Raw genomic sequence first — 22,457 nt, 5'->3', positions numbered from 1 at the left:
CGGAAATGCCGCAATCGCCCATAGGCAGATAATCAAAAGCGGGACGGCTCCTCGCCTTGTCATCAGCGAGCGGAGTTGGGCGGCGACGGTTTGCATCTCAGCGGACCGTGCGGGGCGGAACAATGAGACCGGTAATCCGCGCCGGGACGCCTGCCGAGCCCCACCACTGCGGCTGAACCACGAAATCGAAGCTGATGGCCCCTGGCGCGGCCGGCGCGACCTGATGCTTCAACCAGACCTGACAGGTTTCCTCGTCCGGAAGGCATATCGTCGCCCAGCCCTCCCGCAACGCCGCCTCGGACGGCGTTTGCCAGACATACTGCTGATTGAAAGGAATTGTGAAGGCTGGATGGTCCGGAGAGTAAAAGGCCAGCGCCATCGCCAGTTTGTCGCCGCTGACGGTCTTCAGCGGACTTGACGAGATCTCGCGCCAGCGCTTCATCACCTCGGCCGCCGCGAGGCTATAGTAGTTTCGCCCCTCCCTGAACGGGTGCAGGTTGCGGTAATAGGCATGCGCAGGCGCCAACAGGACCGCGACCACGGTCAGCGCAAGGACGCCCAAGGCCAGCCGCCGCGTCTCGGTCCGATTGATGGGAAATCGCGCAGCACAGACCGCGACGAGAACGAATACAAACAGCCCCGGCGAGGCCCAGACCGGGCTGAGCGAGCTTCCGAGGACCAGGCTTACCGCAGGCGGGGAAATGATCGCGCCGATTGCCACCAAAACCAGTAACAGCAGGCCTGAATCCAGCGGCTTGAACTCCCGGAGATACTCCCCCGCGCGTGTACGGATCATGGCGGCCCAGACCAGCCCCGGCAGGGCCAGGGTGGCAGCGAGCCCCAACAGAAAGCTCAGGCCGGACAGGAAGGCGCGGCCTGCCGGGAGGCCGCCATGGGTCGCCAGCGCGTAGCCAAAAGGACTGATCCCGGAAGTGAACATCCAGTGGACGTGAGGGGCAAGCAGCAGCAGGCCCGCGCCCGCGGAGGTCCACGGGGCCAGCGACGTAAAATAGGCCCTGCGTGCCGGATGACAGATGGCGGCGAAGACGAACCCGAAGACCAGGAACGCGGAATAGTACTTTCCGAGGATCGCGAGAGCACCGGCCAGCCCGGCGGCCACGGCCCACCCCACCTGCCGGGTCTCGAACGACCGCAGGAAGCAATAGATCGCAAGCGGCCAGACGGCGAACAACACCGAGTTCGCATTGAAGCGCTGGGCCTGAAATTGATAGATCGGCAGCAGCATGAGCAGCAGCAGAACAACCGCGCGCTTGTCGCCTTTCGCGAAGCGGCGGGTCGTAAGGTCGATGATCCAGAGCGCCACGGCCGAATTGGTCATCGCCAGAAGGTGAAACGACCAGTCGCGGACCGGAAAAACCACCGTCCATGCGTGGGTCACCCAGCCCATCAAGGGCGGATGCTTGGCGCCGCCCCAATCCAGCGTCCGCCCGATGACCCAGGCTTCGATCACGTCCGGATGCAGATCGGCGTTCAGGTAGGCAATGCCCAGAAACGCAGTCCATAAAAGTACAAACAGCGCGAGGAGAGCCGGAATCCCCCAGCCTTCCTCCATACCCTCGAGCCACGTATCGAGAAACGAGGCCATCGCGGCGTCATCTCACCTGCTGCGGCGGCGTTCAGCCGCGATCCCTAGGCGTATCGGACGATCCCCGTGAGGGTCAATACGCGCAGCACTCCCGCGCCCGCCCCCGCGCTCGCGGGGCCCGACACGCGACCTCGATTGCTATATTTATCTCTGCGAAGACACGCGAATCTACAAGGCATCGAGGCACATCAACGTCATGCCCAGTGAGCATCGTTCAGGCCTGAGGCGCGGTCCTGCGCTTGCCGTTCTTGGGCTTGCGCTTCTGTTGCCGGTGCTGCTCGCCGTCGTCGTCTTTCCGACCGCGATGTACGATACCCGTGAGTTGATCGCCTGGGGCCGGGAGTTTCCAATCGTCACCCCATTCCATCCCCCGATGATGGTCTGGATCGGCGGGGTCGTCGACAGGCTGTTCGGAACCTCCGCCGCGGTCACTATCCTGACCGGACAACTGCTGATCGCGATCGGATTGGTTTACTTCTATCGCACGCTTCGGCTGACCACGACTCGAGACAACGCCCTGCTCTTTACCTTTCTGTACGGTACATCGTCGTACACGATCTTCGCGCCTCTCTCCTTTGCGCTCAACGCCGATATCCTTCAGCTCACCTCCTGGCCTGCGGTCATCTTTCATTTTCTTCGCGCGGTCCAATCCGATCGCATGCGTGACTGGATCGCGTTCGGCTTCTGGTCGGCCGTGGCCTTGCTGACAAAGTACAATGCGGTGGTGCTGTTCTTCGGAATGGCAAGCGCGATTCTTCTTTTGCCATCCTGCCGTCAGGTGCTGAAACGTCCCGGTTTCTACGTCGCGATCGCCACAGGTATGGCGCTGATCCTTCCTCACGTCGTAGCCGTTCTGAGACATAGCGCGGCTTTCGAATATGGCCTCGACCATTTCGACTTTCAGAATCCGCTCTCGCAACGGCTGGCCGGCGTCGCCGAGCTTCTGGCGGGTTATCTGACCTTCGCACTTCCGGGTTATGTAATCGTCGCTATCAGCCTCTGGAAGGGTTTCCTGAAAATCCGCGTTCCGGCGTCTGACCCGCTACCGGTGTCCCGCTTTCTGCTCCTTACGGCTGCGTCTGCACACATCGCCCTCATGGTCCTGGTGATGATCGCCGGACTCAACTTTCTGGCGCGATTTGCTGCGCCCTACATCGTGCTGGCCTTCCTCGCCGTCGCACCTTTTATGAACTGGAGCGAATGTTGCAAAAGCTGGGTGGAGCACACAGTGGTGCCTTCCATCGCCGGACTTTACCTCGTCGCCGGCATCGGCGTTGCCGTGGTCTTTACGGCATTCGCAAGCCATAGCGCGATGCAGGAGCCCACCGCAGAAGCAGCGCGGCTGATCCTCAGGGATTGGGATAGTAAATATAGCTGCGGACCCGCCTACTTCATTGGCGGCCGGCAAGCCACTTACGGCGTCGGTATCGAGGCCGGGCGCAACGTGACCAGCCTCGCCTATCGGGAAATCGCCGGAGCGACCTGGTACAATGACGACAAGCTCCGCGGGGGCGGCGCCGTCGTGATGGATACCGATCCCGAGTTCAAAGAGCGAATGGCAAGATTCCTGCCTGGAAAGGCCTACTCGGCCGAGAGCAAAGTCTCGATTCCGCTCAAACGAACATGGACTGGAAAGCAGTTCGTGTTTCCATACCGCTTCATTCCACCCCAGGGCTGTTCGCGCTGATCGAGTAGCATCAGTTCAAAATACGCCGATAGGCATCGATGACCAAGCTGGCGCTCCGCCGCCAGTCAAACTCGTGTGCGCGAGCGATCCGTGCGGCCCGGCCCGTGGGATCTGTATGATCGGTCGTGTTGATCGAAGCCTTGAGCAAGTCAGTCCAGCCGTCCACATCGAGGGCTCCAACTCGCTTACCTATGCTTCCGGAAATTTCATCCATCGCCGTATCCGCGCTATGCGCCACGGGCGCCCCACATGCCAGTCCCTCTACAACCGGCATTCCGAACCCCTCATAGAGCGATGGCGCCAACAGCAACCGCGCACCCTCGTATAGATTTCGCAGTTGCGGATCGGTCATGTCATGAACAAATCGAACCGATCCATTCCTGACCATTGCCTCTGTCGGCTCGGGCAGATCGAGTTTGCCCCAGCCTCTTCCACCCGCCAGTACAAGCGGGAATCGCGCTCGCTCCGGCGACGTCAATTGCGAATAGGCCTGGATCACAGTTCGAATGTTTTTACGCGGCTCATGAGTCCCCACGACGAGGAAGAACTCCCCGTATGTCAGACCGAGCAAGTCGAGCCCCGGCTGCGTTCTCACTTCACCGAGCGGTGCAAATAGCGGCGCCGCGGCCGGCGGCGCAACGAGTATCTGCGCGAGGGGATAGGCGAACAGCTCAGCAATTTCCCGCCTGCTGAAGTTCGAGATGGTTTGCACCAGGGGCGCGCGTTCGATCGTCTGCCGCAGCGGTTCAAGCCATCTGACACGATCGGCCGGATGAAACTCCGGATGCCGAAACGTCGAGAGGTCATAGATCACGGGAAGTATGGGCACCCCCGGATCGGTCAGAGGGCGAAAGTTGAACGCATGAAACAAGTCAAGGGATTGCTTTTGCACCGACCAGGCAAATCTGCCCTTGCGTATTTCGCGATAAACTGCGGCAGCTTTGCGTGAGCCTGGCAATCCCGCGACGTCGTCAAGCAGACGCCTCCTCACACGGGTCAGTGAACTTGCGCTTGATGTCTCGCCATCATCGCGCTTACGTTCGGAGAACGCAATTTTTTCCGCTTCAGCAAGGTCAAATCTGCGCCAGTCGAAATCTCGAAACCCCGCAAAACGCAGGTTTGGCTCGAGCTCAAGTACGCTACGAACGATGTTGAATGTGTAGTTCGCCACGCCCGTCATCGAGCGATTCAGAATACTGGATTCGAATCCTACAAGCATCTGCGCGACAGAACTTTCTTGATGACTGAGCATCCACTCAGACGACGAATGTGTAGTGGCTACAAACCCGTCGAACTCGGACACATGGCGAGGCACTATCCGACGGCCGACTGCCTATCCAAGCCACCGATCCGATCCACAATCCCAGAAATATGCGCCGCCGTCATGGCCCATGTATGAGGCACGTAGTTCGTCCGTATCCGCTCCTCACACTGCCTGATGTAATCCGGATCTGTCACGGCCCTGTAAACGAGCTTGTAACAGCCGGCAAAATCGAAGGGATCAAAGTAGTCGACAAGATCTCCACCCGCCTCCGGCAGCGACGTTCTGTTGCCGGCAATGCAGTATCGTCCGAGAGACAGGCTTTCCGAAATAGGAAGCCCCCAGCCCTCATAGATCGAAGGGTAGATAGTGAAGGCGCAATGCCGATAGTACCACGCAAGCTCTTCATCGGCGACGTCGTGTAGATGGACGATGAGTCTGTTGACTAGCCGATCGTTACGGATCTGATGCAAGAAGTCGGACACATGCAGATGGATTGTGCCGACCAGCACAAGTTGAGGACAATCCGGTCCAAGCTCTTCAGTCAGGCGACGCCAGACTTGATACAGCAAACTATGGTTTTTTCTTACATCTATCGTCGCGACGCAAATCACGAACTTCCGCTCTGGAACGTAGCGCGGCAGGGGCAAGGAGGCACTCGCCGTAGCTGGTGTTACGAATTTCGGATTATCTCCAAGATGAATGACTTCAACAGGCCGAACGGGAAGTTTATCGGCCGCGATGAATTTGGAAATTTCCTCTTTTTGAAACTTCGATATGGTGAGGACCACGTCCGCATTCTGAATCTGCTGACGAACCCAAAGCGTTATCATTTGAGAATGGCCCGGCAACACCCAGTGCGGGAAAAGTGTCGGGATCAGATCGTAAAGCATGTTGATACACTTTGCCCCGCTCGCACGATTATTCGCCGCTATGACGTCGCCATAGTGCGGGAATCCCCATGTAGCTGACAGCGAGAGGCAAACATCGCCCGGCTGAAACAGAATCGTTTTCGGGAGAACCGCTCCTAGCGCAGCCGGCACCATCGATGCCATTGATCGCTCTCTGCCGAGAACATTTCTCCAAATCAGATCTAAAAGTCTTCGGGTGCTCCGCCGGAAGTCTTTGACAATCTCAACTGCTTCGGGACCGGCCCATCGGCCTTTCTGACGCTGGATGCCTGACCTCAGGCGTCGCACAGCCGGCCTCAGAAACCAAAGCCTGGGTCTCAGATACTGCTTCACCCGAGCAAGACCTCCGCGCATGCTAAGCGAGGGTATGGCTGCAGAGGCCGCAGGCTCCGCCAGATTGCCAGATACCCTGCCAGCCTCGGTTCGGGCGCCAATATAGCGACGAACAACGGCTGGAAGCGCGTGAGCGTCTATTTTACGAAGGACTTTCGCGGCCGGATCGTACGCGAATAGCTGAACATCTCCCCGCACCGCCATCAATTCCGATAATACGCTGGCAGATGTGCGCTGAATTCCAGTCAAATGACCCAGACCCCAATGATAGAGATCCGTCACGTCAATCCAAAGGGTCATCGAACGAACTCAAACATTTCTGGAAAATTCAATGCCAAATGATAGCATAGGGCCATTCATAACGTCCAACGAGGCCTAGTGACCAGTCCCGCCTTAGTCACGCCGGGCTACGTCAGGACGCCACCTCTCCAACCAAGCCGGCAGCGAGGATGCGCGATGCCCGAACCGATGATCTCTTACGCCCAGAATGCCGAGGATGTGATCCTCAACCGGGCGTTTTCCAGGCAGCGGATTGGATTCTACATAGATGTCGGCGCATGGGATCCGGACTTCGATTCCGTAACCAAGCATTTCTATCTGAACGGCTGGCGCGGGATAAATATCGAACCAACGGATCTATATCATGCACGCTTGATGGAAAGGCGCCCTGCGGACATCAACTTGAAGGTTGCAGTTGGGCCTACAGGTGGAAGAGCTCAATTCCTGCAGCATGGCGACTCGGGACTTTCCGGTCTCGTCGACACCACTGAAAGACTGGCTTCATTCAATGCCATTTCAGATTTCGATACGAAGCAGATCGAAGTCGAAGTCATGCCGCTCTCGGAAATTACAAGCCGATACGCCGCGCCAACCGTTGATTTTCTCAAAATCGATGTTGAGGGGGGCGAGCGTGGCGTTATCGAGAGCGCCGAATGGCGTGCTTTCCGTCCACGCGTGGTAATCGTCGAATCTATAAAGCCTCTTACAAATGAACCATCATGGTTCGACTGGGAGGGATTGCTGTTCGACGCCGGCTACTGCTTCGCGCTGTTTGACGGTCTAAACCGGTACTACTATCGCGCAGAAGAACCGGCTTTGAGACTCGATTTGTCGACGCCTGCCAATGTCCTTGATGCCTACGTCACTGCATCTTTCAAAAGCCTTCAGGATCGGATCCACGAGCTGGAATCGAGACTGGTCAGGAGCTAGCGAGCTTGATCACTTATCGCTGGGCGGTCAGATACGCAGCGACGATATCTTCAACCGGCCCGAAAGCCTTAAGACTTCCGCGATCCATCCAAAGCCCCTTGTTGCACCAGCGACAACAGACTTCAAGATTGTGGGACGCCAGCACGAGAACGCTGGCCTTCCGGACGAAAGTATCTATGCGCGCCCGCGCCTTCGCCATGAAATGAGCATCACCCGCTAAAATCCATTCATCCATGAGCAGGACTTCCGGTTCGTAGCAGGTCGCGACCGCAAAAGTAAGGCGCAACATCATTCCGGAAGAGTAAGTTCGCACGGGCATATCAAGGTAATCGCCAAGTTCCGTAAAGTCGACGATCTGCGGTAGTAGAGACTCTATCTGTTTAGACGAAAGACCCAGCAAAAGTCCGCGCAACCGAATGTTGTCGTAGCCGCTCAAGTCGCTATCTATGCCTAGAGATATGTCGAACATTGGCGAAATACGCCCGTTAATTCGCACCGTTCCGGCAACCGGTTCATAGATTCCAGCCATCACTCGCAACAGCGTCGTCTTGCCCGCGCCATTCGCACCAATCAAGGCCAGCCTGTCTCCGCGATCCAACGAAAATGAAATGTCGCGCAATGCATCGACGGTGATGCGATCGTTAGCGTCTCGAGCAATGCGACCCGCTGAACTTCGCGACAATATCGCCTTCTTCAGTGAGCGCGACCCGCCATGATAAATAGGAAAAGACACATTCACGTTGTCGAGGCGAAGAATGGTGTCTCGCTCCGTACCAATACCGTCCGACTGCAACATAACTTACACCCAGTATGAAATACGAGCACGAAAACGGACGAAGAATGAGGCCGCGAACATCAAATTTAACGCCGTAATCGAAGCGCTGGCAGCATAATTTTCAGTAGACGGAAGCTGACCCAGCAGGGGCGCCCGCACAATTTCGACAAGATGAAAGAACGGATTGAACGTCATCAAAGCTTGATGGTCTCCAAGCAATTCAGGCTTCCAAATGATGGGCGTAATAAAAAATGCAATCTGGATAAAGCTCGCGACAACTTGCGGAATATCACGGAAACGCGCAGACATCATGCCGAGGCAGATGCTAGCGAGGGCACCGTTCACCGTCATCAGCAAAAACCCTGGGATCGCCAAGAGCGCAACGGTCCCCGGCCAGATATGAAAATATAAGAGAACGCCGAAATAAATTACGAAGTTGTGCGCAAAAACAATGACCTTACTCCACATGAAGCGCAGCACGTAGACAGAGTATGGCAAGCGAATTTGCTTGATGTAGGATTCAGCACCTGTGAAAAGCGTGCCCGCGTCTAAAAGGATGGTACTGATGTAACCCCAGATCAACAATCCCACGCAGAGAAACGGCATAAAGTCGTGTAAATCGGACTTGAAAATTTTTGAATAAACGAGACCCAGCGCGACTACCATGATCGCCATGCTTGCCGTCAACCAAAGCGGGCCCAGCAGCGAGCGCCGATAACGCTGCAAAATATCATTCCAGCCCAGCTTTCCCCAAAGTGTCCACAATGATAGACCATCTATGACATCCTGCAACGCCATCTCCGCCGAACCTCGCTTCTGCCGTTGCTGTGCCGTCAAAACTCACCCAATCGCTAGTAACAGTCTGCTATCGCTCACCGTACCGGACGGCGGCGTTGATAGACGTCCTTATAGACCTCCTGCATGCGCGAGAGGAACAGGGTCCGACTGAATTCGCTTCGAACGCGTTCTTTCGCCGCTTGCCCCAATTGGGCAGCAAAGTCAGGCTGGTCCAGCAATCGACGTAGGGCCTCAGCCAACGCAACTGGCTCACTTGGTGGTACGGTAAGCCCCTCCTTACCGTCACGCGCGACATATGGGACGGCTGTTGCAAGAGCCGTATTGACGATCGGCTTGCCTGCGGACATCGCCTCCAGTTGCACGAGCCCAAAAGCTTCGGCTTCCGTGACAGAAGGAAATGCAAGCACCCTGGCTGCGTGGATGTACTGTTTGACCTCGTGCGGCTGCAGCGCCCCCAGAAACTTCACACGACCAGCAACACCAAGCTCTTCAGCCAATCTGATAAGATCGGCCTTGAGCGCTCCCTCGCCGATAATGACGGCGTCAGCATCAACGTTCTGCATGGCGCGAAGAAAAATCTCGTGGCCTTTGTAACTCACAAGCCGGCCGACAGCGAGCACGAGTTTCGGATGTTTTTTTTGAATGCCGTCAGCAGCCAGTTGTTCTGCCTGACTGAGCTCGCCCCAATAAGCGTCGTCACACCCATAAGGTACGACAGCGCATTTCGCCTCAAATTCTTTGAGAAACGGAGAATTCTCGATGATGACGCGATTGGACACAACAATCTTGTCAGCTCGCTTAAGCGAATTCCGGATGAGTGGCCCTAAAACCCTCATCAGCCATGGCCGACCGATGATCTCCGCATGCCAATGCACAATCAGGATTGAATCCTTCGGTATCAGAAGAACCGCCAGATCCGTCAGCGGAAATGGTGCGTGGTGAACGACGATGTCCGAGGATTTCACCCGTTCGAGGAACTTGAACGGATAGGTCGGCGCCAGCGGCGTCGACATAACCATTCCGACCGACGAAACCGCCTCGACGTTCACGCCCTGGAATTCGTAGTTGCATCCAATGCCGCGCTCACAGGCGACAAGTATCCTGGTCTCGAAGCCCTTCGGAAGCGCCGCCAGCATTGCTATGACCGACGGAATGCCGCCGTAGACAATGGGCAAATAAACTTTGTAAGCGTGAAGAATTCGCATCAGCATTCAGCGCTGTAGTAGTCACTGCCCGGATTCCGATTCAACGACATGCTATTCTTGATGAAAGCAATTTGCGCGTTCACCATCATCGAAACCAGTGATTGAAAATCGACCTTTGGCCGCCAGTTCAATACGGTCTGGATCTTCGTCGCGTCGGCGCGCGTATAGCGGCTATCGATCTTTCGCATCAACCCGGCATCGAAAACGACGTGGTCGGTCCATTTCCGGCCGACCAGCCTGAATGCCTGATTGCAAAAATCTTCTATCGAATGATCTTCGCCCGTGCCAATGACATAATCATCCGCGACGGAATGCCGAACGATCAACCGCATGGCTTCCACATAGTCACCAGCAAAACCGAAGTCTCTCCGCACGCTCAGATCGCCGAGGGCTATCTTTCCGTCCTGCAGGATCGGCAGCCCCCGCTCATCGGCTTCTGAAGTTTCGTTCAATCCGAGCGATACAGCGGCCGCAGCAAAAGCGATTTTTTGTGACACAAAGGAAAGCGGACGCCTTGGACTTTCATGATTGAAAAGAATGCCGCACGAAACATGCAGGCCGTATTTCGCCCGATACGCACCTATGATGCGGTGAGCATAGAGCTTCGCGGCGCCGTAAGGCGATTTTGGAATGCACAATGTTTGCTCGTTCTGAGCATGACCCGGGGCGTCGCCAAAAATTTCGGACGACGACGCCTGGAACAGGCGGCAGTCCGGCTTGTGCTTGAGCAGGAGCTCGCAAATATCCTGCGGGACCAGAGCATTGAGATCGGCTGTCTCCCCGGGCGCATCCCAGCTCTGTATAGGGCGTGAAATAGCGGCGAGATTATAAATCTCGTCCGGCATTATGTTGGAGATCAAGCCGCCGAGAAAGTCGCGGTCCGTGAGGTCGCCAGCATGCCACTTCGCGCCATCCAGGTGCGCATTTGAATGCACCTCACGGCGCGACTGAGCGTGCACAACACACCCATGCTGGCGTAGCAGGTTGATGAGGTAATAGCCGTCCTGCCCCGACGCTCCAGTAACTAAAACCTTACGCTTCAATACCACCCTCTATTCCGTTCAATCATCGCCGCGCCGCCCCAATCAGCTAATAAAACTATCAACAAACCGCGGTCTGTGACGATTCGGCGGCGCTCAAATTCCTGAAATCATTCGTTATAATTGAAATGCTTAAAACCATGCTGCTTCACGAGTTCGTCCCGTTGTGCAGTCTGCATATCCTCTCTCATCATCTCCGTGACCAGTTCAACGAACGATGTCGTCGGTGACCAACCGAGCTTCTCGTATGCCTTTGTCGGATCGCCCAAAAGAGTCTCTACTTCTGTGGGACGGAAATAGCGCGGATCGACTTCGACGATACATCGTCCCGTGGAAACATCGTACCCTTTTTCATCAACACCCTCACCTTCCCAGCGAATGGCGATGTCGACTTCCCTTGCGGCGACTTCCAGAAATTCGCGAACCGAATGCTGTTCGCCGGTCGCAATGACATAATCTTCAGCGACATCCTGCTGCAGCATCCGCCATTGCATCTCAACATAGTCACGCGCGTGCCCCCAATCGCGCCGGGCATTCAGGTTACCTAGATAGACCTTCTCCTGAAGACCGAGCTTGATGCGGGCCAACGCACGCGTGATTTTTCGCGTGACGAAGGTTTCTCCGCGAATTGGCGACTCATGATTGAAGAGAATCCCGTTGCAAGCGAACAGGCCGTATGCCTCCCGATAGTTCACGGTGATCCAGTACGCGTACAATTTCGCAACCGCATAAGGCGACCGGGGGTAAAAGGGCGTCGTTTCCTTTTGAGGTACTTCCTGAACGAGTCCGTACAGTTCTGAAGTTGAGGCCTGATAAAATCGCGTCTTCTTCTCGAGTCCGAGAATGCGGATCGCTTCGAGAATTCGCAGCGGACCGAGCGCATCCGAGTTAGCCGTGTATTCAGGCTCCTCGAACGACACCGCGACATGGCTCTGTGCGGCGAGATTGTAGATCTCATCCGGCTGGACTTCCTGCACGATCCGGATGAGGCTCGACGAATCCGTCAGATCGCCGTGATGAAGCGTGAGGTCATAACCCTTGTCATGCGGATCGTGATAAAGATGGTCAATGCGATCGGTGTTGAAAAGCGATGTACGCCGTTTGATCCCGTGGACAGAATATCCCTTGGATAACAGTAGCTCCGCCAGGTATGCGCCGTCCTGGCCGGTGATCCCTGTAATAAGCGCAGTTTTTTTCATCTAGTTTGCAGACCTTCATTTTCGCCGAAGCGTCACTTGTAACATCATCCGCGGCTAAATCATCCGGATTTGGCTTCCGTAATGTTACTGCGGCTTGAGTGACACTCCACGGCTGAACAAATTATCAATACGTCGCAACAGGTTCGCCGGCGCATCGATAATCACACCCCGCATGATCATCCATAAACTTCCTGCGCTTACGATCGCCAGCAGCAGGTATTGAGCGGGAATCGCGAACGGTTTGGACGTAGATGCCGTCGAAAGACCGAACCCAGCGATCCGCACGACGAGTATGCCAACAATAAGAACCGCGATGGCGAAGTTACGATTTTGACGCGTGGTACGTGGTGCACCAAGGATGGCGAATGCCATCAAAATGAAGACAAAGGGATAGATCGGCGCAAAAATACGGTCGTGCAATTCGGCCCTGAATTCACCGGGGACGCGCTTGAAGATCGGATCGTCAGGCGGCGGCGACATCAGATCTCCGATCGACCTCTCGCGCGGACCGTAGGTGACGCTCTGAACGACATTCGAGAACTGCGACAGATCGAAAGCATAGCTATTGAATGCAACCAGCGCCGGATCCTTCTTGCCGGTTTCGAAGCGTTGGAGATTTCCGTCCTGAAGGATCAGGAACGAGCCGCGTTCGTTCTTCTGAACCGTGCCGCGATCCGCAAGAATATCGATGCGCTCTGCCGGATTGCGCTGATCGTCGATAAATATCCCGACGAGGAGTCCTCCCGGTTGCCGGCCCTGAATTCGGATCGTCAGCGGGCCGAGTTTCTGAAATTCACCGGGACGCAGAATGTTGGTGAGCACGTCAGCGCCAATTTCGGTCTGCCATCGCCGCAGAGCGCGCAAGCACTCCGGCGCAAAATAAATCGAGAGAAAGGCGACGAGCAGACTGACCACACAGGTCGCATACATAAACGGGCGGAGAAACCTGCCTGGCGAGAGCCCGGCCGCGTTCATCACGATGATTTCGGAATCAGTCGCGAGCCTGTTGAGTGTGTGCATCACCGCGATCAGCAAAGCGATCGGCGCAATGATCATCGCCAGCAGCGGAATGGCCAACCCCGTGACACCGAGAAAGACCAATATCGACTGGCCCTGCCCTGTCATCAAATCGATGCCGCGCAACGCCTGCGTGATCCAGATGACCCCCGTCAACGAGACGAGAATCAACAGGAACGCCACCAACGTCGTTCGCACGATATAGCCGTCGATTGCGCTCATCCAGCTTCCGGGTACAGTCCGATTCGAAAGCGGCCGCAGCCACTCGATGGGTTATCATCTTGACCTATATCGCATATTTTCCGCTGTCCGCACCTAAAAACAGCGCCGCCGAGGGCTAATGTACGCTGCAATAAAGCGAGAATTGGCCGATGTCTGGCTCGGCTTCTTCGTTTGGACCGGCCCCAATCGTTCAGCCGCACAGGCCGCACGGCAAAAAGGCACGGAAAACTTCGCAATTATTGCAGCCGCCGGATTGCCCTGGTCGACATCCCTTGCATCGTCCTGCGGGCTGGCCTTTCTGCTGGGCTTTCTCAGCACCGTAAGACCTGGTGCATTCGTTCAGTCATTGAAACACCCCGCGAGCTCGGCGGCATTGGCCCTGTGCCTTATGGCCGTGCTTGGCGTTTTTTGGGCGGACGGCATTTCCTGGGCTGAGAGGTTTCGCGGGCTGACGCCCGTGGCGAAACTCCTGGGAATTCCGATCCTGATCTATTACTTCAGTCAATCCGATCGTGGCTGCTACGTCCTCTATGCGTTTGTCGCGTCCTGCGTCATTTTGATGCTGTACTCCTGGGTTGTTCTGTACTGGCCGGGTCTGTCCATCCACTACAAGTCCGACCAGCCGGGCGTCCCCGTGAAAAACTATATCGACCAGAGCCAGGGCTTTGCGTTTTGCGCGTTTGCCCTCGCTGCTGTGGCCTTTGATGGCTCGCGGCGACATCGGCGGGCACTCGCAATTTCGGCTGCGATAATCGCTGCCGCGTTGCTGGCCAATCTTGCCTTCGTCAACGTCTCGCGGACCGCGCTGGTGTATTGTCCCGTCCTCGCGGTGTTTTTTGCCTACCGCTATCTTGGTCGCACACATTTCTGGATCGCATGCCTCGCCCTCGTTGTGACGATTGCCGGCCTCTGGATTAGCTCTTCGAACCTGCAGCACAAAGTTTCCGCAGCATTCAGCGAATATCGCGCGGCTCAAAAGGAGGCAGGAACCACGTCTGTGGGGCAGCGGCTGGAGCTATGGAATAAGTCGATCGAACTCTTCAAAACGGCTCCCGTGATCGGCCACGGGACCGGATCAGCCAAACCCTTGCTGACCCGCGATATTCCAAAGCAGGCCGACTCAACCGCGAATACGAGCGGCAACCCTCACAATCAAACGCTGCTGTTTGCGATTCAGTGGGGACTGCTTGGCGTATTGGCGCTTTACGCAATGTGGGGAGTTCATCTGCTGACGTTTCGCGGCGAAGGCGTCGTCGCATGGATCGGCTTGGTGGCTGTTGTGCAGAACATCCTGAGTTCGCTCTTCAATTCGCATCTGAGCGATTTTTATCAGGGCTGGCTCTATGTCCTTGCCGTCGGGATTGCGGCGGGAACGATAACGAGAACAGCAGCTCCTCAACAGTGAGCTGCTGTTCTCGGCCTGAATCGTTCGTGATCGATTTAAGTGCGCGTCAGCGTGATGTTGGCGCCCTTGAATTCCCCTCCGGTCGAGCGAATGACGACGGATTGAGAGTTGCCGCGCGTGGTCAACAAGAGGTCTGCAGAAAACGTACCGGCACTTACCACGACCTGAAAGCGTCCCCCGGATGTCGTCCCCTGCACATCGCCACTGACGTTACGGGTCGCCTCACTCCATGTCCCGGTCAACTTGCCGCCATCGGCGACGACATTGCTGGTGAGTTCGATCTTGTAGCTGTCACTTGCACAACGCAATGTCTGCTGGAGGGCATTGCCGTCGTTTCTGACCGCGTAGGTCGCCCGGCACCGGATATTCTCCTTTGCCCCGCCTTCGAGGGAGATAGAGCCCTTCCCGGACCACACACCGGACATGCCGGCGAACGGCTGTGCCGACTGGGCCATCGATTCTACGGAGACAAACGACAATCCCAAAACGGCAGCCACGGTCAGCCGCCGGCTGATTGATTCAAACGAAAACATTGCACCTCACATTTGGTTAGGCCAGCGCAGAAGCAGAGCGGAAACGGAAATCCGGGTCGCCTGCCTAACTTCGCAGGAGCAGCAGCAGTTCCCTATCATCGAGCCGGAATAAGGGTGAATTTTGGACAATCAAGGTTTTTGAGCCGGATCAATCTCTTGTGAAACGGCTTCCGATACGGGCAAAGTTGACGTCATCGGGGTCAGGATAAAAGCGTTTGGTTCACGCGTCGCTAGAAAGGAAACCCATTGGCTAGCCCGCTTGCCGCAAAAATCGCGCGAGAATATGGAACGCCGGCTCTGGTCGTCGATATGGACCGCGTGGAGCGCAACATCGCGCGCGTTCAGAAGATCTGCGACGATGCAGGCGTCGCCAACAGGCCTCATATCAAAACTCATAAAAGCCCTCTCCTGGCCCGGCTCCAGATCGAAGCCGGAGCGAAAGGCATTACCTGCCAGAAGCTGGGGGAAGCAGAAGTGATGGCCGACGGCGGGATCAACGACATCCTCATCAGCTATAACTTGATCGGCGATGAAAAGATGGCGCGCCTTGGTGCCCTGCTGGCAAGAACGAGCGTCACGGTGGCCGCAGACAACCCGGTCGTCATCACCGGACTACGGGTCGCCGCTGCGGCCGCCGGCCGTGCTCTGCCGGTCGTGATCGAGTGCGATACCGGCCGCAAGCGCGCCGGTGTCGAGACACCAGCGGAAGCCATCGCTCTCGCTGGCCAGATTGTGAGCACCCCGGGACTCTCGTTCGCGGGGCTCCTGATGTATCCAACCGAGACAGGCTGGAGCGAGGCCCAGCGCTTCTACGACGAGGCCCTGGCCGGCCTGCGCGAGCTAGGCCTCGATCCCGCGATTGTATCGACCGGTGGATCACCGAACCTGAAGAACGTCGGAAAACTCAAGGGCGCCACCGAACACCGGCCGGGGACCTACATCTACAACGATCGCATGCAGGTCGCCGCCGGTGTGGCAACGTGGGATGACTGCGCCCTGCACGTCTACTCCACCGTTGTCAGCCGCGCTGCGCCGGGTCGCGGCATTCTCGACGCGGGTTCAAAAACCCTGACCGCCGATACCGGCGGCCTCGACGGCTACGGCCTGATCCTAGAGCATCCTGAAGCCCGGATCGCGCGCTTCGCAGAAGAGCATGGCTTTCTCGACCTGACTAAAAGCAATACGCGTCCGGCGGTGGGCGATGTGGTCCGCATCGTGCCCAACCACGTCTGCGTGGTGGTCAACATGGCCGATGAAGCCGTGATGGTTCGCGGTGATGAAATCGTGGGCATCCTTCCCGTGGCAGCGCGAGGCAAGTTGCGATAACGACGCCTTTTTCCGTGAGATCACACGCGCATCTCATTCCCGATGGGAACGAGACGTGGTCCTGGCCAGCCAGTCGCGATTGGAAAGATACCAGCGCACGGTTTTGCGCAGACCGGATTCAAAAACCTCCTGCGGCAACCACCCCAGTTCGCTCTCGATCTTGGAAGAATCGATCGCATAGCGGCGATCATGCCCTGGCCGATCCTGAACCGAACGTATCTGCTCGCAATAAGATTTTTCGTCCACCCGTGGAATTTCCGCGTCGAGCATAGCGCAAACCGCGAGAACGATACTCCGGTTGGTTTTCTCATTCCGGCCTCCGATATTGTAGATTTCACCCAACCTGCCCGCCCGCAACACCGTCCGGACCGCGGCGCAGTGATCGGCAACGTAAAGCCAGTCGCGGCTGTGCATCCCGTCGCCATAAATCGGCAATTGCTCGCCGCTCAACGCCCGGATGATCATCAGCGGAATGAGTTTCTCTGGAAATTGGTATGGCCCGTAGTTGTTGGAGCAGTTGGTGGTCAGGACCGGCAGTCCATAGGTTTTATGCCAGGCTCGCACGAGATGATCCGCGGCAGCCTTCGAGGCCGCGTAAGGACTGCTTGGGAGGAATGCATTTTCTTCCGTGAACGGATGATGTGAAGGCTCCAGTGATCCGTATACCTCGTCCGTCGATATTTGAAGGAAGCGGAACACCCGCCCCTCTTCACCTCTTAACCGCTCCCAATAATCTCTCGCACATTCAAGCAGTTTGAACGTGCCGACAATGTTTGTATCTATAAAGTCACTAGGATCACGTATTGAACGATCGACGTGAGACTCCGCCGCAAAGTTCAATATTGCCTGCGGTCTCGCCCGCTTAAGAATCGCCCGGACCAGTTCGGTGTCGTCAATATCGCCGCGGATGAACTCGATCCTCGAGTCTGGAGAAACCGAGCTGAAATTCTCGAGGTTGCCGGCGTAGGTCAGCTTATCTAGATTGATGATCGGCGCTTTTTCAGTTTTCAGCCAATCGAGAATGAAATTCGTTCCGATAAATCCCGCGCCCCCGGTCACCAGGATCGGGCGCTCCTTGTCGTGAGAATAGATCGACGGCACCCTCATTCAGAATTTTCGAGCAATTGCTGCGGGCCAAGCATGTACGCCGTCGGCAATTAACAGACAACGCTGCACATGTATATCTCGCGCCAACGCATCTATGGATGAACGGCGGCTCATCTAGTCCGGCGTCTTCTGAGCGGCGGCGGCTCCGTAGCCGGCCTAATGTCGGATTAGCGTCCGCTATGTCCGCGCGAGAACATGTTCTTTAGCTGAATAAGGAACGTAAACATCCAAGCGAGTGCGTAGAGACCCGCCAGCCCCAAGGCCGTCCGTCGGTCCATCAGCGACAAACCAGTCCAGTACCAGACGCGGTAAGTCCATAGCCCTGCTGTCGCAAGGCCCAGGAAGCAAACCAGCAGCTTGATTCCCTGGCTGTTCGCCACGCCGACCGCGGCGAATAGGAGTGTCGCCGGAATAAGGAACATCTGGCAGGCCGAAATCAGCGTCTCGTTCATAAAAACCCCGGCGAATCGCCCAGAGATTTTAGCTCATTCGCGGGCCACGGCGCGAATACCGGAGGCCCATATCAAAAGCTTCGCAGGCGTATGTAGAAGGCCTAAAATCCGGCCCTCGGGGGCCCTATCGCGGACACCCCTTCTTGCGCAGTGGCCCGAAGGAGGCTACAGGATCGGGAGCCTCCTTGGCACGGTTCGGAGCGTAGCGCAGCCCGGTTAGCGCACTAGTCTGGGGGACTAGGGGTCGGAGGTTCGAATCCTCTCGCTCCGACCAACTTATCTAAGCAAAATAAGCACTTTTCGATTGCCCAGCTCAGTCGTGGTTTGACAATGAAAGGGCATCTAAGTGCGCGATTGGGCGCGAAAGTCCCGAACGAACCTCAGGCGATGTTCCCCATCCGTTCACGGACGACATCGACCGCTCGTATCCGTATCGCCTCGCCTTTCGGCGTCGACTGCGTTGCGAACGAACGACTTTCATGGCGTATTATCAATTCCCCAATTCCCGCTCGGAAAGCAGATCAGGCTCGCAATGTTTCGTTTTCCATTCGTGTTGCGTCCTCGAGTGAAACGCGTGGTGTACACATGCATGTTTGGCTACTCCGAGATTTTTAATGATTTTAGCTACGAGCCAGACCGTACCGTCGATTACATCTGTTTCACCGACGATCCAGATCTGCAGTCGGAAAACTGGCAGATTCGACAAGTGCCAAAAGGTCTCTTGGACCCGACCCGCGCCGCAAAACGTATTAAGATCTTGGCCCACCAATATTTGGGAGAGTATGGCTCGAGCCTATATGTCGATAATACGATCAGATTGAAACGGCGTCCGGAGGAAATTTTCGAGAACTTCCTTGATGCTTCAGCTTCACCACTCGTTTGCTTTCGTCATCCATGGCGCGAATGTGTTTTTCAAGAGGCTGTCGCGGTACTTGAGGCTGGATACGATGATCCAGGTCGCGTGCAAGAGCAAATGGCGTGGTATCGATTTCTAGGGTATCCTTGCGAAAACGGCTTGACTCAGTCTGGCTTCATGTTGCGGCGACACAATGATCCAAAGTTAATTAACGTAATGGAAACGTGGGCAGAACAGCTGCTGCGTTTCTCACTTCGCGACCAGCTGTCATTTAAAGTTGCTGCTTGGTTTCATGGATTTGAACCAGCAGTCAAAGATCTAGACTGGATGTCAAATAATGTTCTGGAATGGCCTGTAGTCAAAGGACATCGTTTGCCCCGAGATTTTAACGATGCCAGGTATCTGGAACTGCATCCCGACGTGCGGGTTAATCGAATAAACCCTCGAAAACATTTTTTACTGCACGGACTGAACGAGGGGCGTTTATACAAGTAGTCCAACGATGGAATTGAGCGGACGAACTCGTATCAGCTTCCGCTTAACGCCACGGACGCTAATCGGAACGAGATGTTCGCAAAAGTTAACGGATACCAACTGCTCCAAGACTTAAAAAAATTCCCTCAGAACGACGTTTGCATGATCTCTGAAGCCGGCGGGATTAGTGCGATGTTCTGGGGGTTATCGCGGTGCGGTGACTAGCGATCGAAAACGTACGCCGTTAAGATTTTTCTCATTGTCAGAGGGAAATGCGAGCACTGGTTGGACGACGGAATAGGCTAGAACGAGAGCAACGTTGGAATGCAAGCGCCTCTTGTAGGAAGGTCAGTTGGCGACCTCCTCTAGGCTGCGCGCTGGACATGTCGAGGAAATATCCGTCGACGATGCGCGGCGAATATCTTGACACCCACCGCTGGGTGTTCACTCCACCGTCATTCTGCTAGTAATGGCGGGGTTAGCTGGAGACGATTTTGTGAAATTTCGTTACAGACAATTCTACCCGACTACCCTTTCTTTATGCGTTCACGCTGGCTTCAGCTTTGCCGCCATCCTTGAGCTTGTAGGCCCGATAGCTCCGCCACGAGGTCAGGCGCTCATACCTACCCTGTAGGCGAATAAAATATGTCAGACACCGCCGTGTTTTATCTGGCTCGCCTGCAAGAGGGGTTCGCGCAGTTTCAAATATTCGCGGACTCATACCGCAAACACCCGCCGGGAATCGCACACGACCTGATCCTGATCTGCAAAGGCTTTAATAAGCGAACCGAATTCGCTGTGATTTCTTCTATTTTCAAAGGCATCCCACATAAGATCACAACGCTACCCGAGGAGATCGGGCAGGACTTGCATTCCTACAAGGCCGCCGCTGCGCGGTTCGACCACCCCTATATGTGCTTCCTCAACACCCATAGCGAGATCCTTTCCGACAATTGGCTAGCCAACCTTCGCGGCGCGATTGAGGATCAAGGTGTCGGTTTGGTTGGCGCGACCGCATCATTCGAAAGCCTCAACAATAGCTGGGAGGTTCTTGATACGTTCCGATGGCTGCTCACGACAGCAGCCTATGATGCCAGAATCAATCGATCGTTCAAATGGATGATAAATTCATTCCATCCATCGACGGGTCGCGCCCTTCATTCGTTGTACCGGCGGTTGCGTCGTGTAGTTGGTGACCAGATCAGGCGGCGCCCCCGCATCAAGACGGCGCTCAAATCCTACCCTGCCCAATGGGCAGCGGTTTCTGGCAAGGGTGGATACCTTCACTTTGCGTCTAAATTTCCGCACTTCCCGAATCCGCATGTGCGATCGAACGCATTCTTGGTTCGGCGCGAGGACATGTTGCGAACCCCGATGCAGCGCGGCGACCCCAAGATTGCCTGCTGCAACTTCGAGAGCGGGTTCAACGGCCTCTCCGCCCGAATCCTCCGATCTGGTCGTAGGCTCATCATGGTCGGAGCAGATGGGCGGAATTTCGAAGTCCCAGAATGGATGAACGCTGGCTGCTTCCGATCCAAAGGCCAGTCGAATCTTATGGTCGCCGATAATCAAACAAAGCTGTTCGACAGCTATTTGCCTTTCGAGCGAGAGGCCCACCTCGTAATGACGTGGGGAGGATATCTAAAGGGTAACAAGACGTCCCTGCTCAATGTAAGCTTTGATAATAACCGTCCACTCTCTGACTTCACGACGCCGCCCAAACCGCAGACAGCGCCTCTGCTGTCGATTGTAGTTCCGACACACGATCGACCAGCCCTCACTTTGGATGCCATTAAGACGATCATTGCCCAGAAGTATGAGAACTGGGAAATATCGATTTTCGACAACGCTTCAGAAGAACCGCTGCGAGCGAAGATTGCATCTCTCCGCGATCCGCGCATCAAGTACGAAAGATCGGATGAATTCCTGCCGGTTACGGAAAGCTGGAATCGCGCGTTGAACATGGCTACGGGAGAGTACGTGACGCTGATCGGTGACGATGATGGACTAGCTCCTGGCTTTTTCCAAAGGATCGCAAAGCTCGTTAGCGATTTCGACAGGCCCGATGTAATCTTCTCATCGCTGTATCAATTCTTTCATCCAGGCGTCTTGCGAAGCCAGCCGCTAGGGTTTGTGAAGACACTTCCTATGGCCGATTTTATGGCGAGGCGTGACTACCCGTTCGTCCTGGACAAGGAAACAGCGCGCAGATCGGTAGACAATTCTCTAAGGTTGCGCCGCTCATTCATGTTCAACATGCCAGCATTCACGGTCAAAAGAACGTTTCTAGATTCGATGCGCGCCGGCGGCAACGTTCTCAAGGGACCGTTTCCAGACTATTACTTTGCAAATATGGTGCTTGAACGCGCTGGAAAGATCGTCGTCGAACCTAGGCCCATAGCCTTTCAAGGCGTTTCGACATCATCCTTTGGCTTCACAATGTTCAACAAGAGGATGGATGACGGGTTTAAGGTTCTCGGACAGGACAACACGAATGCGGATATTTTAGCAGAAATGAGCCGACATCTATTGCCCGGCAATGGCTACAACACGCAGTACGTTATGACGATGGCCCGAATCTCAAAGGAGATCAGAGACGAACTTCGTGCTCCCGATTTTGCGAGGTACAGATATCTCCAAATTTATGACAGCCTCCGGGAGGGAAAATTTCCGAAATCAATACGTCCGGTCCGGCACGATATTTGGGAGAAAATGACCGCCAAAGAGAAGGTGTTCGCCTACGCGGTAGTTTCTATCAACACCTTGACGAGACTCCAGTTTTTCCAGCGAGCTAACGGCTATATCGAGAGGCACTTATCAATGCACGCCGTTAGCTATCCGCAAAAGCTATTGAACGAAGGTGATTACACCGTAGGCTCGGAAGTGTTCCGTGCTATTGAAAATGGACACCTGAAAGGTTGAGGGGATGTCCCGGTCAATGTTGAAATTGGAGGGCAGGCGTTGCTCACCTTGAGCCTGTAGGCTCGGGGTGTCGAATCCGCAAAGGAGAGCAACGCCATGAAGAAATCTACCACATCTCC

General features: G+C 55.7%; 18 protein-coding genes and 1 tRNA gene. 7 read left to right on the top strand and 12 right to left on the bottom strand.

Annotated elements, in window-relative coordinates; translation table 11 throughout:
* Positions 1 to 97: 97 nt before the first annotated feature.
* Positions 98 to 1,606 carry a glycosyltransferase family 39 protein gene (locus ACP7AL_RS24890; protein WP_425995256.1) on the bottom strand — a complete coding sequence of 503 codons (1,509 nt, stop codon included), beginning with the start codon at positions 1,604 to 1,606 and terminating at the stop codon, positions 98 to 100.
* Between the two features lie 196 nt (positions 1,607 to 1,802).
* Between ACP7AL_RS24890 and ACP7AL_RS24885 the strand changes: the two genes are divergently transcribed.
* Entirely contained in the window at positions 1,803 to 3,293 is a 1,491-nt protein-coding gene (locus tag ACP7AL_RS24885; RefSeq protein WP_425995254.1) for a glycosyltransferase family 39 protein, read from the top strand.
* A gap of 10 nt (positions 3,294 to 3,303) precedes the next feature.
* Here ACP7AL_RS24885 and ACP7AL_RS24880 read toward each other — a convergent pair whose 3' ends face one another.
* Positions 3,304 to 4,596 (bottom strand): glycosyltransferase family 4 protein, encoded by a 1,293-nt coding sequence (locus ACP7AL_RS24880; protein WP_425995252.1) that lies wholly within the window; start codon positions 4,594 to 4,596, stop codon positions 3,304 to 3,306.
* Between the two features lie 11 nt (positions 4,597 to 4,607).
* On the bottom strand, positions 4,608 to 5,609 hold the full coding sequence (locus ACP7AL_RS24875) for a glycosyltransferase family 4 protein (RefSeq protein WP_425995250.1): 1,002 nt from the start codon (positions 5,607 to 5,609) through the stop codon (positions 4,608 to 4,610).
* Positions 5,610 to 6,254: 645 nt separating this feature from the next.
* On the opposite strand from ACP7AL_RS24875, the gene ACP7AL_RS24870 reads away from it, so the two are divergent.
* On the top strand, positions 6,255 to 7,007 hold the full coding sequence (locus tag ACP7AL_RS24870; RefSeq protein WP_425995248.1) for an FkbM family methyltransferase: 753 nt from the start codon (positions 6,255 to 6,257) through the stop codon (positions 7,005 to 7,007).
* 13 nt (positions 7,008 to 7,020) lie between these two features.
* Here the strand turns inward: ACP7AL_RS24870 and ACP7AL_RS24865 are convergent, their stop codons facing one another.
* The 6 genes from ACP7AL_RS24865 to lptF all read right to left on the bottom strand — a co-directional run bounded on the left by ACP7AL_RS24865 (position 7,021) and on the right by lptF (position 13,263).
* Entirely contained in the window at positions 7,021 to 7,803 is a 783-nt protein-coding gene (locus ACP7AL_RS24865) for an ABC transporter ATP-binding protein (RefSeq protein WP_425995246.1), read from the bottom strand.
* A 3-nt stretch (positions 7,804 to 7,806) separates the two neighbouring features.
* A complete protein-coding gene (locus ACP7AL_RS24860; protein ID WP_425995321.1) occupies positions 7,807 to 8,580 on the bottom strand; it encodes an ABC transporter permease in 774 nt (257 codons plus the stop codon).
* Positions 8,581 to 8,654: 74 nt separating this feature from the next.
* A complete protein-coding gene (locus tag ACP7AL_RS24855; protein ID WP_425995244.1) occupies positions 8,655 to 9,785 on the bottom strand; it encodes a glycosyltransferase in 1,131 nt (376 codons plus the stop codon).
* Positions 9,785 to 10,834 (bottom strand): GDP-mannose 4,6-dehydratase, encoded by a 1,050-nt coding sequence (locus tag ACP7AL_RS24850; protein ID WP_425995242.1) that lies wholly within the window; start codon positions 10,832 to 10,834, stop codon positions 9,785 to 9,787. Before ACP7AL_RS24850 ends, ACP7AL_RS24855 begins: the two co-directional genes overlap by 1 nt.
* 101 nt (positions 10,835 to 10,935) lie before the next feature.
* Positions 10,936 to 12,024 carry a GDP-mannose 4,6-dehydratase gene (gene gmd / locus ACP7AL_RS24845; RefSeq protein ID WP_006020839.1) on the bottom strand — a complete coding sequence of 363 codons (1,089 nt, stop codon included), beginning with the start codon at positions 12,022 to 12,024 and terminating at the stop codon, positions 10,936 to 10,938.
* Between the two features lie 84 nt (positions 12,025 to 12,108).
* On the bottom strand, positions 12,109 to 13,263 hold the full coding sequence (gene lptF, locus ACP7AL_RS24840; RefSeq protein ID WP_006020840.1) for an LPS export ABC transporter permease LptF: 1,155 nt from the start codon (positions 13,261 to 13,263) through the stop codon (positions 12,109 to 12,111).
* Positions 13,264 to 13,405: 142 nt separating this feature from the next.
* Between lptF and ACP7AL_RS24835 the strand changes: the two genes are divergently transcribed.
* Positions 13,406 to 14,668, top strand: a complete 1,263-nt coding sequence (locus ACP7AL_RS24835) for an O-antigen ligase family protein (protein WP_425995240.1) — start codon at positions 13,406 to 13,408, stop codon at positions 14,666 to 14,668.
* Between the two features lie 35 nt (positions 14,669 to 14,703).
* Here ACP7AL_RS24835 and ACP7AL_RS24830 read toward each other — a convergent pair whose 3' ends face one another.
* On the bottom strand, positions 14,704 to 15,201 hold the full coding sequence (locus ACP7AL_RS24830) for a hypothetical protein (RefSeq protein WP_425995238.1): 498 nt from the start codon (positions 15,199 to 15,201) through the stop codon (positions 14,704 to 14,706).
* Positions 15,202 to 15,447: 246 nt separating this feature from the next.
* Here ACP7AL_RS24830 and ACP7AL_RS24825 point away from each other — a divergent pair, with 246 nt between their 5' ends.
* Entirely contained in the window at positions 15,448 to 16,527 is a 1,080-nt protein-coding gene (locus ACP7AL_RS24825; protein ID WP_425995236.1) for a D-TA family PLP-dependent enzyme, read from the top strand.
* A 33-nt stretch (positions 16,528 to 16,560) separates the two neighbouring features.
* Here ACP7AL_RS24825 and rfbB read toward each other — a convergent pair whose 3' ends face one another.
* Positions 16,561 to 17,634, bottom strand: a complete 1,074-nt coding sequence (gene rfbB, locus ACP7AL_RS24820; protein WP_425995234.1) for a dTDP-glucose 4,6-dehydratase — start codon at positions 17,632 to 17,634, stop codon at positions 16,561 to 16,563.
* A gap of 167 nt (positions 17,635 to 17,801) precedes the next feature.
* Positions 17,802 to 18,086 (bottom strand): hypothetical protein, encoded by a 285-nt coding sequence (locus tag ACP7AL_RS24815; RefSeq protein ID WP_425995232.1) that lies wholly within the window; start codon positions 18,084 to 18,086, stop codon positions 17,802 to 17,804.
* A gap of 196 nt (positions 18,087 to 18,282) precedes the next feature.
* Between ACP7AL_RS24815 and ACP7AL_RS24810 the strand changes: the two genes are divergently transcribed.
* The 3 genes from ACP7AL_RS24810 (at position 18,283) to ACP7AL_RS24800 (ending at position 22,338) form a co-directional block, all read left to right on the top strand.
* Positions 18,283 to 18,360, top strand: a tRNA-Pro gene (locus tag ACP7AL_RS24810).
* Between the two features lie 315 nt (positions 18,361 to 18,675).
* The gene (locus tag ACP7AL_RS24805; protein ID WP_425995230.1) at positions 18,676 to 19,437 is read left to right on the top strand and encodes a glycosyltransferase domain-containing protein; all 762 of its coding nucleotides are present in this window, start codon (positions 18,676 to 18,678) and stop codon (positions 19,435 to 19,437) included.
* Positions 19,438 to 20,061: 624 nt separating this feature from the next.
* Positions 20,062 to 22,338: a glycosyltransferase gene (locus tag ACP7AL_RS24800; protein ID WP_425995228.1), complete on the top strand. Its 2,277-nt coding sequence runs from the start codon at positions 20,062 to 20,064 to the stop codon at positions 22,336 to 22,338.
* Positions 22,339 to 22,457 lie beyond the last annotated feature (119 nt).

This window comes from Afipia sp. DC4300-2b1, assembly GCF_049895725.1.
Classification (GTDB): domain Bacteria; phylum Pseudomonadota; class Alphaproteobacteria; order Rhizobiales; family Xanthobacteraceae; genus Afipia; species Afipia broomeae.
The sequence above is the reverse complement of the archived record's forward strand: the minus strand, read 5'-3'. Positions and strand labels throughout refer to the sequence as shown.

What these genes read in the sequence shown, in the direction of transcription:
- ACP7AL_RS24805 (WP_425995230.1), top strand. Translation starts at nt 18,676, where the DNA reads ATGTTTGGCTACTCCGAGATTTTTAATGATTTTAGCTACGAGCCAGAC.
- ACP7AL_RS24815 (WP_425995232.1), bottom strand. Translation starts at nt 18,086, where the DNA reads ATGAACGAGACGCTGATTTCGGCCTGCCAGATGTTCCTTATTCCGGCG.
- ACP7AL_RS24875 (WP_425995250.1), bottom strand. Translation starts at nt 5,609, where the DNA reads ATGGCATCGATGGTGCCGGCTGCGCTAGGAGCGGTTCTCCCGAAAACG.
- ACP7AL_RS24890 (WP_425995256.1), bottom strand. Translation starts at nt 1,606, where the DNA reads ATGGCCTCGTTTCTCGATACGTGGCTCGAGGGTATGGAGGAAGGCTGG.
- ACP7AL_RS24885 (WP_425995254.1), top strand. Translation starts at nt 1,803, where the DNA reads ATGCCCAGTGAGCATCGTTCAGGCCTGAGGCGCGGTCCTGCGCTTGCC.
- ACP7AL_RS24870 (WP_425995248.1), top strand. Translation starts at nt 6,255, where the DNA reads ATGCCCGAACCGATGATCTCTTACGCCCAGAATGCCGAGGATGTGATC.
- ACP7AL_RS24830 (WP_425995238.1), bottom strand. Translation starts at nt 15,201, where the DNA reads ATGTTTTCGTTTGAATCAATCAGCCGGCGGCTGACCGTGGCTGCCGTT.
- rfbB (WP_425995234.1), bottom strand. Translation starts at nt 17,634, where the DNA reads ATGAGGGTGCCGTCGATCTATTCTCACGACAAGGAGCGCCCGATCCTG.
- gmd (WP_006020839.1), bottom strand. Translation starts at nt 12,024, where the DNA reads ATGAAAAAAACTGCGCTTATTACAGGGATCACCGGCCAGGACGGCGCA.
- lptF (WP_006020840.1), bottom strand. Translation starts at nt 13,263, where the DNA reads ATGAGCGCAATCGACGGCTATATCGTGCGAACGACGTTGGTGGCGTTC.
- ACP7AL_RS24865 (WP_425995246.1), bottom strand. Translation starts at nt 7,803, where the DNA reads ATGTTGCAGTCGGACGGTATTGGTACGGAGCGAGACACCATTCTTCGC.
- ACP7AL_RS24855 (WP_425995244.1), bottom strand. Translation starts at nt 9,785, where the DNA reads ATGCGAATTCTTCACGCTTACAAAGTTTATTTGCCCATTGTCTACGGC.
- ACP7AL_RS24800 (WP_425995228.1), top strand. Translation starts at nt 20,062, where the DNA reads ATGTCAGACACCGCCGTGTTTTATCTGGCTCGCCTGCAAGAGGGGTTC.
- ACP7AL_RS24860 (WP_425995321.1), bottom strand. Translation starts at nt 8,580, where the DNA reads ATGGCGTTGCAGGATGTCATAGATGGTCTATCATTGTGGACACTTTGG.